10 protein-coding genes are annotated in these 13621 nt (G+C 62.7%); all 10 read left to right on the top strand.

What is annotated here, in order from left to right; all coding sequences use genetic code 11:
• The first annotated feature begins 11 nt into the window (after positions 1-11).
• The 10 genes from tssH (at position 12) to LOY55_RS29985 (ending at position 13621) form a co-directional block, all read left to right on the top strand.
• Positions 12-2660: a type VI secretion system ATPase TssH gene (tssH, locus tag LOY55_RS30030; protein WP_109785759.1), complete on the top strand. Its 2649-nt coding sequence runs from the start codon at positions 12-14 to the stop codon at positions 2658-2660.
• 10 nt (positions 2661-2670) lie between these two features.
• Positions 2671-4188 (top strand): sigma-54-dependent Fis family transcriptional regulator, encoded by a 1518-nt coding sequence (locus LOY55_RS30025; protein WP_223523062.1) that lies wholly within the window; start codon positions 2671-2673, stop codon positions 4186-4188.
• A gap of 93 nt (positions 4189-4281) precedes the next feature.
• Positions 4282-4422, top strand: a complete 141-nt coding sequence (locus tag LOY55_RS30020) for a hypothetical protein (protein ID WP_007894589.1) — start codon at positions 4282-4284, stop codon at positions 4420-4422.
• Positions 4423-4439: 17 nt separating this feature from the next.
• On the top strand, positions 4440-5636 hold the full coding sequence (gene tagH / locus LOY55_RS30015) for a type VI secretion system-associated FHA domain protein TagH (RefSeq protein ID WP_223523060.1): 1197 nt from the start codon (positions 4440-4442) through the stop codon (positions 5634-5636).
• Between the two features lie 5 nt (positions 5637-5641).
• Complete coding sequence (gene tssJ / locus LOY55_RS30010) at positions 5642-6142, top strand: type VI secretion system lipoprotein TssJ (protein WP_109785756.1); 501 nt, start codon at positions 5642-5644, stop codon at positions 6140-6142.
• Positions 6143-6144: 2 nt separating this feature from the next.
• Positions 6145-7476 (top strand): type VI secretion system baseplate subunit TssK, encoded by a 1332-nt coding sequence (tssK, locus tag LOY55_RS30005; protein WP_046030714.1) that lies wholly within the window; start codon positions 6145-6147, stop codon positions 7474-7476.
• A gap of 5 nt (positions 7477-7481) precedes the next feature.
• Positions 7482-8357 (top strand): type IVB secretion system protein IcmH/DotU, encoded by an 876-nt coding sequence (gene icmH / locus LOY55_RS30000; RefSeq protein ID WP_109785755.1) that lies wholly within the window; start codon positions 7482-7484, stop codon positions 8355-8357.
• A 13-nt stretch (positions 8358-8370) separates the two neighbouring features.
• Positions 8371-11895 (top strand): type VI secretion system membrane subunit TssM, encoded by a 3525-nt coding sequence (gene tssM / locus LOY55_RS29995; RefSeq protein WP_258667295.1) that lies wholly within the window; start codon positions 8371-8373, stop codon positions 11893-11895.
• Entirely contained in the window at positions 11895-12623 is a 729-nt protein-coding gene (locus LOY55_RS29990) for a PP2C family serine/threonine-protein phosphatase (protein ID WP_123433131.1), read from the top strand. Before tssM ends, LOY55_RS29990 begins: the two co-directional genes overlap by 1 nt.
• A complete protein-coding gene (locus LOY55_RS29985) occupies positions 12620-13621 on the top strand; it encodes a serine/threonine-protein kinase (protein WP_258667293.1) in 1002 nt (333 codons plus the stop codon). The genes LOY55_RS29990 and LOY55_RS29985 overlap by 4 nt, the downstream gene beginning before the upstream one ends.

Raw genomic sequence — 13621 nt, 5'->3', positions numbered from 1 at the left:
ACAGATGACCAATGATCAACGTAGACCTGCAACAACTTATCCAGGCGCTGGACGCCGAAACCCGTCGTGATCTGGAAAGTTCGGCCGAGCGTTGCGTCGCTCGTGGCGGCAGCAAAATCCTCGTCGAAGACTTGCTGCTGGGCCTGCTGGAGCGCCCGCAAGGCTTGCTCGCACGCGCGCTGCAAGATGCCGAAGTGGACGCCGGTGAGCTGAACGCCGCGTTGCAGTCGCGGGTCGAGCACAGCGCCTCGCGCAATCCGGTGTTCGCCCCGGAACTGGTGCAGTGGCTGCAAGATGCGTTGCTGGTGGCCAACCTCGAACTGGGCCAGACCCAGGTCGAACAAGCTGCCCTGATTCTCGCGCTGCTGCGCAACCCGATGCGCTACGCCGGCAGCCGCTACCAGCCGTTGCTGGCCAAGCTGAACATTGAGCGTCTGAAAGAATTCGCCCTGTCGCAGAAAGAACAACCGGCCACCGGAAAACCCGCCGTGCCGGGTGAGTCGTTGCTGGAGCGCTTCACCCACAACCTGACTCAACAGGCCCGCGACGGCAAACTCGACCCGGTGCTGTGCCGCGATGGCGCGATCCGCCAGATGGTCGACATCCTCGCCCGCCGGCGCAAGAACAACCCGATTGTGGTCGGTGAGGCTGGTGTGGGTAAAACCGCCATCGTCGAAGGCCTGGCCTCGCGCATCGCCGCCGGTGAAGTACCGCAAGTGCTCAAAGGCGTTGAGTTGCTGTCGCTGGACATGGGCCTGTTGCAGGCGGGCGCCAGCGTCAAAGGTGAATTCGAGCGTCGCCTCAAAGGCGTGATCGACGAAGTCAAAGCCTCGCCGAAACCGATCATCCTGTTCATCGACGAAGCCCACACGCTGATCGGCGCGGGCGGTAATGCCGGCGGTTCCGACGCGGCCAACCTGCTGAAACCGGCCCTGGCCCGTGGCGAGTTGCGAACCATCGCCGCAACCACGTGGGCCGAGTACAAAAAATACTTCGAGAAAGACCCGGCGCTGGCCCGTCGTTTCCAACCGGTGCAACTGCACGAACCGACCGTCAGCGAAGCGGTGACCATCCTGCGTGGCCTGGCTCAGGTGTACGAGAAGAGCCACGGCATCTACCTGCGCGATGACGCGGTGGTCTCCGCTGCCGAACTGTCCGCCCGTTACCTGGCGGGTCGCCAACTGCCGGACAAAGCCGTCGACGTACTCGACACCGCCTGCGCCCGCGTTCGCATCAGCCTCGCCGCCGCCCCGGAAAGCCTTGAACGCCTGCGTGGCGAACTGGCCGAAGGCGGCCGTCAGCGTCAGGCCCTGCGCCGTGATGCCGAAGCCGGTTTGCTGATCGATCACGAAGCGCTGGACGCGTTGGAAGATCGCCTCGACGAAGCCGAGAGCGAAATGATCGCGCTGGAAACCCTGTGGACTGAACAGAAAGAATTGGCCGAGCGCCTGCTGGATCTGCGTCAGCAACTGGCCAAGGCCCGTGAAGCCGCCGCCGTCGAGCCGACCGTGACGGTTGAAGAAGACGCCGAAGGCACCGTGATCGAAACCCTGCCGGTGGACGAGGCGCAAAGCGTCGCGTCTCTGGAATCCGCACTCAACGACACGCACAAAGCCCTGACCGAACTGCAAGTCAAAGAACGACTGGTGAGCTTCGAAGTCTGCCCGCGTCTGGTCGCCGAAGTGATCAGTGCCTGGACCGGTGTGCCCCTGGCGCAACTGGCCCGTGAGCACAACGCCAAGGTCGCCAGTTTCGCCACCGACCTGCGCACGCGCATCCGCGGCCAGGAGCAAGCCGTTCATGCATTGGACCGCTCGATGCGCGCCACGGCAGCGGGCCTGAACAAACCGGACGCGCCGGTCGGCGTGTTCCTGCTGGTCGGCCCGAGCGGCGTCGGCAAGACTGAAACCGCGCTGGCCCTCGCCGATTTGCTGTACGGCGGTGATCGTTTCATCACCACCATCAACATGTCCGAGTTCCAGGAGAAGCACACCGTCTCGCGCCTGATCGGTGCGCCACCGGGCTACGTCGGTTACGGCGAGGGCGGCATGCTCACCGAAGCCGTGCGTCAGAAGCCGTACTCCGTCGTCTTGCTCGATGAAGTCGAAAAGGCTGACCCGGACGTGCTCAATCTGTTCTATCAAATCTTCGACAAAGGCGTGGCCAACGACGGCGAAGGGCGCGAGATCGATTTCCGCAACACGCTGATCCTGATGACCTCGAACCTGGGCAGCGACCGCATCAGCGAGCTCTGCGAAAACGGCGCGCGGCCGACCGCCGAAGTGCTTGAAGAAACCATTCGCCCGGTCCTCAGCAAACACTTCAAACCGGCGCTGCTGGCACGCATGCGTGTGGTGCCTTACTACCCGGTGGGCGGCCCGGTGCTGCGCGAGTTGATCGAAATCAAACTCGGCCGTCTGGGCGAACGCCTGAACCGTCGTCAGCTGGATTTCACTTACTGCCAGAACCTCGTCGATCACCTGGCCGAGCGCTGCACGCAAAGCGACAGCGGTGCGCGTCTGATCGACCATTTGCTTGACCTGCACGTGCTGCCGCTGGTGGCCGACCGCTTGCTCGATGCGATGGCCACCGGTGAAAGCCTCAAGCGTGTGCATGCCACGCTCGACGGTGACGCCAGCGTGATCTGCGAGTTCGCCTGAGGTGGGTGTGATGTTCACTCAAGTGCCGCAACCGCTGGTCTATGCCGAAGCCTTGCTGGCGCAGTTCGCCAGCCTGTCGCGGGCGGCGGACGGTGCTGCGCTGCTGGGTGACTTCGTGCGTGGGGTGGCCGAGCTCAGCGGTTGCGAACTGACGCAGCTGTACTTGCTGGACGCGACCCACACCTGCCTGGGGATGAACGCCGAGTGCCTGAACGGCATTCTGCAACCCCGGGAAGCGGCGAGCCTGCCGGCGGATTACAACGGTGAACAACTGCTGCAATTTGCCTTGTGCCAGAACCGCGTGGTGAGCCTCGGCGAGTTGAGTGGCAGCCTGCACGAAACCAGTTTCCTGCCGCCGCAGGCCACGCCTTGGCAGTCGCTGTTGTGCGTGCCACTGGTCAATCAACAGAAAGCGGTTGAAGGCTTGCTGCTGTGCGCCAGTCGCCAGCACATCGACCTGCAAGGGTTCGCCGATTCGCTCGGGCAGTTGGGCTCTTTCGTGCTCGGTCAGTTGCATTTGCTGCAACGCTTGCGTCGTCCAGCGGGTGACTCAAAACCAGCGCCAGTCAGTGTGCCGAGCGCCAGCGGTTACGGCTTGATCGGCAAGAGTTCGGCCATGCGCCAGACCTATTCGCTGATCAGCAAAGTCCTGCACAGCCCTTACACCGTGCTGTTGCGCGGCGAGACCGGCACCGGCAAGGAAGTGGTCGCGCGGGCGATTCACGATTGCGGCCCGCGCCGTTCCCAGGCGTTCATCGTGCAGAACTGCGCGGCGTTCCCCGAGAACCTGTTGGAAAGCGAGCTGTTCGGCTACCGCAAAGGCGCCTTCACCGGCGCTGACCGCGACCGCGCCGGGCTGTTCGACGCAGCCAACGGCGGCACTTTGTTGCTCGATGAAATCGGCGACATGCCGTTGTCGCTGCAAGCCAAGTTGCTGCGCGTGTTGCAGGAAGGCGAGATCCGCCCGCTCGGTTCCAACGACACCCACAAGATCGACGTGCGCATCATTGCCGCGACGCACCGGGATTTGTCGGTGCTGGTGAGCGAAGGCAAATTCCGCGAGGACTTGTACTACCGCCTCGCGCAATTCCCGATCGAGTTGCCGGCCCTGCGCCAGCGTGAAGGCGACATCCTCGACCTGGCCCGGCACTTTGCTGAAAAGGCCTGCTCGTTCTTGCAGCGCGACGCGGTGCGCTGGTCCGATGCCGCGCTGGATCACCTGTCCGGTTATGCCTTCCCCGGCAACGTGCGCGAACTCAAAGGCCTGGTCGAACGTGCGGTGTTGCTGTGCGAGGGCGGCGAGTTGCTGGCCGAGCATTTCTCCCTGCGCATGGAAGCCATGCCGGAGGACAACAGCCTGAACCTGCGCGAACGCCTGGAGCAGGTCGAACGCAGTCTGCTGCTCGATTGCCTGCGCAAAAACGACGGCAACCAGACCCTCGCCGCCCGCGAACTCGGCCTGCCACGCCGCACGCTGCTCTACCGCCTCGGGCGCCTGAATATCAATTTGGGTGACTTCGATGGGTAGGCAAAAGACCTTCGATGCCACCTCATTTGCTTTTAACAGCGCCGCCCAAACGGGTCGGCGCTTTGTGCTTTGTCTACCCCTGGAGACCCTCTGATGCCTGTTCGTCACTGGCAAGCCGTCCTGCTGACCCTCGTCGTTCTATGCGGCCTCGGCGGCTGTAGCGGCAATTACAAATACAACGACAACACCTATCGCCCATTGGGTGATCCGCAGGCGGTCAATCGCGGCAAGTGACCGCAAGGAGTATCACCATGGAACTGGTTTTCGAAATGCTGAACACCAAGCAATTCGTGCCCACCGATTTATGCCAGAAGACCTTCAAACAGGCCGGTGGCGTGATTGGTCGTGGCGAGGATTGCGACTGGATCATCCCGGACCGCAAGCGGCACCTGTCCAATCACCACGTGAACATCAGCTACCGCGAAGGTACGTTTTTCCTCACCGACACCAGCAGCAACGGTGTCCAGGACGGCGAAAGCGGTGCACGCCTGCGCAAAGGCGAAGCGGTGCGCATCGAACACGGCAGTACCTACGTGTTGGGTGACTTCGAGATTCGTGCGCGGCTGGTGCGTGACCCGGCGACGTTCGACGGCGAAGTCGGGCGTCCGCGTGCGGCGGGCAGCATTATTCCGGACGATGCCTTCCTCGATCTCGATCCGCTGAATGCCCTCGAACAGCAAGAGCGTGTGTACTCGGAAATCGAGGAACTGATCTCCCCGAGCACCACCCTCTCAGACACCCGCCAGCGTGCCGATTACGCCCGCATCGACATGGAAAGCCTGCTGGTCCCGGAGCTGATCAATGCCCCGGCCGAACCCGCGCCGGCCCCTGCGCCGAAACCGGTCGAACGTCAGAGCGAAGGCTTCTGGGAGCATTTCGGTGCTGCGCTGGGCGTGGACCTCAAAGGCCTCGACCACGACGCCCGCGAAGCCTTGGCGCTGAACGCGGCACGTCTGCTCAAGCAAAGCGTCGGCGGTTTGCAGCAGAGCCTGCGCACCCGCAGCGAACTGAAAAACGAACTGCGGCTGGCCCAGACCACCGTGCAAGGCTCTCAAAAGAACCCGCTGAAATTCGCCGTCGATGCCGGGGAAGCACTGGGCATTTTGTTGCAGCCGAACAAGCCGGGCCAATTGCCGGCCGAGCAAGCCATCTCCCGCGCGTTCCGCGATTTGCAGGCCCATCAAGTGGCTTTGCTGACCGCCAGCCGCGCCGCCGTTCGCGGCACGCTGGAGCACTTCTCGCCGCAGCAATTGACCCTGCGTTTCGAGCGCGACAACAAGCCGCTGCTGGCCACGTCCGGCAGTCGCTGGAGAGCCTACGGCCGTTATCACCAGGCCCTGCGTCAGGACGATGACTGGAGCGAACGCCTGCTGGCCCGCGACTTTGCCCAGGCCTACGAAGAGCAGATTCGCCTGATTTCCACCCTACACACCGACCACCAAGGATGATGCGCATGTCTCGCTGTTCGACCGCTTTTTTCAAGACGCTGACAACGGTCGTGGCCCTGGTGCTGCTGGCCGGTTGCTCGTCGCTGTCGCCGTATTCGAAAGTGACCAAGCTCAACCTGAAACTGACCGCCAGCGATCAGTTGAACCCGGACCTCAACGGTCGTCCGTCGCCGATTGTTGTGCGTCTGTTCGAGCTCAAGCACCCGGTGACCTTCGAAAACGCCGACTTCTTCAGCTTGTATGAACGCGCCAAGGAATCCCTGGCCCCAGACCTGGTGGCCAGCGAAGAACTCGAGCTGCGTCCGGGCGAAACCGTCGAGCTGAAACTCAGCGTGGAGGAGGGCAGCCGCTACGTCGGCGTACTCGCCGCGTACCGCGACCTGCCGGAAACCAAATGGCGCTACACCGTGCAGATCACCCCGGTGGAAGTCACCGACGCTGACCTGACGCTGGACTCGGCCGGTATCCGCAACAGCCACGAAGCGCTCGCCAAGGTAGATGACTGATCATGAATACCCATAAAGTCATTTGGCAGGAAGGCATGCTGCTGCGTCCGCAGCACTTCCAGCACAACGATCGCTACTACGACCACCAGATGAAAACCCGCACCCAATTGCTGGGCGGTTACACCTGGGGCTTCCTCAACCTGGACATCGATTTGCAGTTCCTCAACATGGGCAAACTGGTGATCAGCCAGGCCTCGGGGATTCTGCCGGATGGCAGTCTGTTTGAACTCGGCGGCAACACCGAACCGCTGGCGCTGGACGTGCCGCCCAACACCGGCAACACGCCGATCTACCTGGCGCTGCCGCTGGTCACCGGTAACCACATCGAGTCGCGCCGCCCGGAGCAATCCGACGTGCTGGCGCGCTACACCGCGTACGAAGCCGAAGTCGCCGATTCCAACGCCGGCGACGATTCCGCCAGCCAGGTGCGCTGCGGTCGCCCGGATTTCAAACTGTTGCTCGGCGAGCAGCAAAGCGATCAGGCCTACGTGAAGCTGAAAATCTGCGACGTGCTCGACACCACGCCCGACGGCGTGATCAGCCTCGATCCGGATTTCGTGCCGACCTACATTCAGGCACATTCGTCCGGCTACCTGCTGTCGTGCCTGAAGGAAGTGATCAGCATGCTCGGTCACCGCGGCGACACCATCGCTGACCGGATTCGCTCCAACGGCAAGGTCGGCGGCGCGGAAGTCGGCGACTTCATGATGCTGCAACTGATCAACCGCACCGAACTGCTGCTGCGTCACTACCTGGGACTTGAGCAGGTGCATCCGGAAGAGTTGTACCGCACGCTGCTGACCATGCTCGGCGATTTGGCGACGTTTTCCAGCGAGAGCAAACGCCCGCGCCTGGACAGCCGTTACCAGCACAGCGATCAGGGCGCGAGCTTTCGCAAACTGATGGAAGCGATCCGTCAGGTGCTGTCGATGGTGCTGGAACAGCACGCCATCGAACTGATCCTGCAAGAGCGTCAGTACGGGATCATCGTTTCGCCGTTGCACGACCACAAGTTGCTGGGCTCGGCCTCGTTCGTGCTGGCGGCCAGTGCCAACTGCGACTCCGAAGAACTGCGCCACCGCTTGCCGGCGCACCTCAAGGTCGGCCCGGTGGAGCGCATCCGCCAACTGGTCAACCTGGCCCTGCCGGGTATCAAGGTCAAACCGTTGCCGGTGGCCCCGCGGCAGATCGCGTTCCACTCCAACAAAACTTATTTCATCCTCGAACTCAGTTCCGAAGACCTGGCACAACTGGAGCGCTCCGGCGGCTTCGCGTTCCATGTGTCTGGCGAATTTGCCGAGCTTGAGCTGAAATTCTGGGCCATCAGGAACTGACAGACATGATCAAGGACATGGAACACCATCAGGACGATAAAACCGTCTTGCTCGACCGCCAGGGCCACGGCCCGGCGCAAAGTCCGCTGACCGACTTCGCCGCGCCACCGCGCTTCGAACAACTGGAAGAACGCATGATCTACGCCGCGCGCCTGCGCCCGGCCGAAGCGTTCAACATCAGCCTCAATTCGCTGGTGGCCGCCGCTTCCGAGCTGTTGTCGGAAGTGGTGCGGCTCAAGCACAGCGACACCCGCGAAGACCTGTACGCGCTCAACGAGCGGCTGACCGCCGGGCTCAAGCTGTTTGAAGTGCGCGCACTGCACAACGGCGCCGAAAGCAGTCAGGTAATGGCTGCGCGTTACGTGCTGTGCACCGTGGTCGACGAAGCCGTCGTGACCACGCCGTGGGGCAACGAAAGCGAGTGGTCGCAGATGAGCCTGCTCAGCAGCTTCCACAACGAAACCTTCGGCGGCGAGAAGTTCTTCCAGCTGCTGGATCGCCTGTCGAAAAACCCGGTCAAGCACCTGCCGATGCTGGAACTGATGTACCTGTGCCTGTCCCTCGGTTTCGAAGGCAAGTACCGCGTGCAAGCACGCGGCATGCTCGAACTCGAAGGCATCCGCGACGCCTTGTACCGGCAGATCCGTCAACTGCGTGGCGACGTGCCGCGTGAGCTGTCGCCGCACTGGGAAGGCCTGAACGACCAGCGCCGCAGCCTGGTGCGCATCGTGCCGGCGTGGATGGTGGTGCTGTTCACCTTCGTCTGCCTGGTGGTGATGTATTCCGGTTTCGCCTGGGTACTCGGCGAGCAGCGCGACACCGTTCTGCAACCTTTCCAGCCGCTAGATCCGGCCGCGGTCCAGCCGCAGTCGCAGCCGTAAACAGGGACGTGTCATGAAAAAGTTTTTCAAGAAAGTCGGCGCATTCTTGCGCAAGACCTGGGTCTGGACCTTGCTGGTGGTGCTGTTTGTCGCGCTGCTGGTGTGGTTCGTCGGACCGCTGCTGGCGGTGGATGACTACAAGTTCTGGGAAGGTTCGACCTCGCGCTTGCTGACCATCAGCGTGCTGTTCCTGATCTGGGGCCTGACCATGGTCTTCGTCAGCTGGCGCGCCGGTGTGCGTAAAAAAGCCGTCGAAGACACCGAAGACGGCCAGGATCGCATCCGCCGCGAAGAGCTGATCGACGAAGAAGAGAAGGAGTTGAAGGTGCGTTTCAAGGACGCCCTGAAAACCCTCAAGACGTCGAGCCTGTATCGCGGCCGCAGCGAACGCTGGCGCAGTGATTTGCCGTGGTACTTGCTGATCGGCCCACAGGGCAGCGGCAAGACCAGCCTGCTGGACTTCTCGGGCCTTGAGTTTCCGATCAACAAGATCGACCGCAAACTCACCCGCGACACCCAAGGCACCCGTCATTGCGACTGGTACTTTGCCGACCACGGTGTGCTGATCGACACCGCTGGCCGCTACCTGACCCAGGCGGACGGCGAAGTCGACGGCAGCGCCTGGAGTACCTTGCTCGACCTGCTGCGCAAGCGTCGCCGCAACCGTCCGTTGAACGGTGTGCTGGTGACCATTCCGGTGGAAACCCTGCTGTGCCCGGACGAGAAAGACCTCGAGACCCTGGCCCGCCAGGTGCGTGCGCGCTTGCAGGACGTGCATCAAAAACTCCACGTCGACGTGCCGGTTTACCTGGTACTGAGCAAGGCCGACAAGCTGCTCGGTTTCGACGAGTTCTTCGATCAACTGACCCGCGAAGAAAGCGATCAGGTGCTCGGCACGAGCTTCCGCAAAGAGCAGAGCGGCACCGATGTGACCGTGCTGCGCACCGAGTTCGAAGAGCTGCTGCGTCGCCTCAACAGCCAAGTGATCATGCGCATGCACCAGGAGCGTGACACCCAGCGCCGTGGCCGCATCCTCGATTTCCCGCATCAACTGGGGCAAATCGGCGAGCGCCTGTGCCTGTTCGTCGACATGGCGTTCACCGGCAACCGCTACCAGCGTGTCAGCCAGTTGCGTGGTTTCTACCTGACCAGCGCACCTAACTTGACTCAAGAAATGGACCAGACCACCGCCGGCATCGGCGCGAGCCTGGGCATGAACGCCGGTATGCTGCCGACCTTGCGCAGCGGCCGCTCGCGCTTCATTCACCATTTGCTCAGCCGGGTGATTTTCCCCGAGGCCGACCTGGCCGGGCTGGACAAGCGCGAACGCAGCCGCATCCATTGGGGCCAACGAGCGCTGTATGTGGGCGCGCTGGCGGCCTTGGCGTTGTTCGGCATGCTGTGGGCGGGTGGTTTCTCGGCCAACTACGAGCGCCTGGAAAACCTGCGCAACCTCGCCACTAATTGGACACAACAACGCGCGGCCCTGACCGCGCGCGATGATTCCATGGCGGTGCTCAAGCCGCTCGACACGGCCTACGCGGCGACTCAGGTCTTCCCGAAAAAAGGTGACGTGGGTTACCACGAGCGCGGCGGTCTGTACCAAGGCGAAGACGTCAACCCAGTGGTCAAGAGCGCCTACGAGCGTGAGCTCGAAGCGCAACTGCTGCCGAAAGTCGCGACGCTGCTGGAAGGGCAGATCCGCGCCAACATGCACGACCGCGAACGCTTGCTCAACAGCCTGCGCGCGTACCTGATGCTGAACATGAAAGACCGTCGCGACGGCCCGTGGCTCAAGGATTGGGTCGCCACCGAATGGTCCCAGCGTTATGCCGGCAACACCGCCGTGCAGAATGGTCTTAACACGCACTTCGAACGTTTGCTGCAGCAGCCGTTTATCTACCCGCTGAACGATCAGCTGGTGGCTCAGGCCCGTCAGGTCCTGCGCAGCGAATCGTTGGCCAACGTGGTTTACCGGATGCTGCGCGAGCAGGCCCGCAACCTGCCGGAGTACCGTCTCAGCCAACACCTGGGCCCACAGGGCTCGCTGTTTGTCGGCACCGATTACGTGATCCCGGGTTTCTACACCCAGCAGGGTTATCAGCAGTATTTCTCGGTCCAGGGTTCTGCGCTGGTCACCGACATCCTGCGTGACAACTGGGTGCTGGGCGAAGGTTCGGGCATCAGCGGCATGGACTTGCGCCGCCTGATGGTCGAACTGGAGCAACTGTACTTCCGCGACTACGCCAACTTCTGGAGTGAAGCGGTGGGCCAGGTGGCACTGCCCGCAATCAGCGACTTCAGTGAGGGCGCCGAGCAACTGGCGGGCCTGACCTCGGCCAACTCGCCAGTGCTGCAACTGCTGGTGGAAGTGCGCGAGAACACCCGTTTTCCAGTGATCGCCGAGAGCGCCGATGACGCTGCTGCTGCGGCCGAAAAACTCGCGGAGAAGGGCGGCAAGCTCGGCAAACTGGCCTCTGCTGCGGCGGACAAGGCCGCGGACATGGCGAAGAACTTGCCGGACACCGCGAAGAAATCCCTGCAACGTCGCTTCGAACCGTTGCACCGTCTGCTGGATGACAACAACGGCCCGGCCGCTGATTTGACCCCTGCATTGGCGGCGCTCAACGACCTGCAACTGCAACTGGCAAGCCTGGCCCGTGCCAGCGCGCCGGAGCAAGCCGCGTTCGAAATGGCCAAGACCCGCATGAGCGGCCAGCGCGATGCGTTGAGTGCGTTGCGCAATGCCTCCAACCGCTTGCCGCGTCCGGTCAGCGTGTGGTTCAACGTGCTGGCCGAAGACACCTGGCGCCTGGTGCTCAACGATTCCTACCAGTACCTGAACCAGCGCTATCAGAGCGAGCTGTACAGCTTCTATGGAAAGGCGATCAACAAGCGATATCCGTTCAGCGCCCACAGCACCAGCGACGTGGCGATCAGCGACTTCCGCGAGTTCTTCAAGGCCCAGGGCATCAACGATCGCTTCTTCGAGACGTACATGCGCCCGTTCGTGAGCGGTGATCCGGGCAACTTCCGTCTGCGCGTCATCGACGGTCACAGCCTGCCGATCTCCAAGGTCTACCTCGACCAGATGGCGGCGGCACAAGTGATTCGCCAGAGCTTCTTCTCGATCAACCCGGCCGAGCCGCAAGTGCAGTTCAAACTGGAGCCGTACACCCTCGACCCGGCCGTCAGCCGTTCCGAGTTCAAGTTTGGCGACAAGACCATCGAGTACCGTCACGGCCCGATCGTGCCGGTGTCGTTCAAATGGCCGACCGACGCTGAAGACGGTCGCACCAGCCTGGTCCTCGACAAAATGGCTGGCCGCCCGATCGGTATCGAAAAGAACACTGGCCCATGGTCGCTGTTCCGTCTGTTCGACCTGATGCAGACCGAGTACCTGAGTGGTCGCGACGTGCTGGTATTGAAGGCTGACGTCGGTGGCCTGCGCGCCAATTACCTGCTCAGCAGCCAACGCACGCCGAACCCGTTCGACATGGGCGTGCTGCGCACCTTCCGTATGCCGGTGCAGCTCTGATGCTGGTTGCCAGTCCCTGGCGCAGCGCTGCGCGTACCGACGCCGGCAAGGTTCGGGCGCGCAACGAAGATGCTTTCCTCGACTGTCCACAGCAGGGGCTGTGGGTGGTCGCGGACGGCATGGGCGGTCATCAGGGTGGCGACATCGCCAGCCAGTTGATCGTCGCCAGCCTGGCGGAATTGCCGGTGCAGGATGATTTCGACGAACGCCTCAAAGGCATTCGCCAGTGCCTGCACTGGTTGAACCGCCGCTTGGGTCAGGAGTTGACCGTCACCGCCGGGCGCCACGACAGCATCATGGGCAGCACCGTGGTGGCGCTGCTGGTGGACGGCAATCGCGCGGCCTGCATCTGGGCCGGTGACAGCCGTTGCTACCTGTGGCGCGGCCAGCGTTTGTATCAACTGTCCAAGGACCATTCGCTGCAACAGCAACTCATCGACGAGCAAAACATGAGCATCGAAGACGCCAAGGCTCATCCTGCCGCCCATGCCCTGACCCGTGCGGTCGGGGCGGCCGAGCAGTTGACCCTGGACGTTCTTGAGCTTGAGGTTTATCCCGGCGATGCGTTTCTGTTGTGCAGCGATGGTTTGTACAACGGGCTCAGCAGCGATGCCTTGGGCAATGCCCTGAGCCTGACCGCGCCGCACGTTGCGCTGGAGCGTCTGTTCGATGGCGCTCTGCGTGGCTCGGCGCGGGACAATCTGACTGCCGTGGTGATCCGCCAATGACCCAACTCATGCCGCCGCTCGACGACCTGCTGGTGAGCGACGAAGAAGTCAGCAACCTGACTTATTTCGCGTTCGCCAAGCCGAATAAAGCTGAGCCCGCGCTGGCGCCGACCAAGCCCAGCCTCGGCGAAATGCCGGACGTACTCGCAGGTCGTTACCGCATCGAGCGCCTGCTCGGTGCCGGCGGTATGGGCGCGGTTTACCGCGCACGGGATTTACTGAGCGAACAGTTCGGCGATCCCGACCCTTACATCGCGCTGAAAATCCTCAGCGAAGAATTTGCCGAATCGCCGGACGCCAGCGCCTTGCTCTACAGCGAGTTCGCCCTGACCCGGCGCCTGCGCCACGACAACGTGCTGCGTTTACACAGCTTTGACGTGGACACCGACTGCCAGCGCGCCTTCATCACCATGGAACTCATGCGTGGGCTGACCCTGGACAAATTACTCTGCGAGCGGCCCCTGGGCCTGCCGTGGAAAGAACTGCGCGACATCGCGCTGCCGCTGCTCGACGCGCTGGCCTATGCCCACTCGCGCGGCGTGCTGCACGGCGACATGAAACCGAGCAACGTGATGCTCAGCGAAGAAGGCGTGCGCTTGTTTGACTTCGGCCTCGGCCAAGCCGTGGAAGGCATCCTCCCCGGCCTGCCGCACCTGAGTCGCGACCGCTTCAACGCCTGGACCCCCGGCTACGCCGCCCCGGAACTGCTCGAAGGCCAACCGCTGACCGCCAGCGCCGACGTCTACGGCGTGGCCTGCGTGCTCTACGAACTGGCCGGCGGCAAACACCCGTTCCGCCGCTTGTCCTCGACCGAGGCCCGCGACGGCCAGCTCGAGCGCGAGCTGCACCCGCCGCGCAACCTGCCCAAACACTGCTGGCCAGCCCTGCGAACGGCGCTGGCTTTCGATGCGGCCAAGCGCACCATCACCGCCGCCCAATTGCGTGACGCCCTGGGCGCCACTTCGTCTTTGCTGCAACGCCTGCGATTTAAGGCGTAA

The organism is Pseudomonas sp. B21-040 (assembly GCF_024748695.1).
GTDB lineage: Bacteria > Pseudomonadota > Gammaproteobacteria > Pseudomonadales > Pseudomonadaceae > Aquipseudomonas.
The sequence above is the reverse complement of the archived record's forward strand: the minus strand, read 5'-3'. Positions and strand labels throughout refer to the sequence as shown.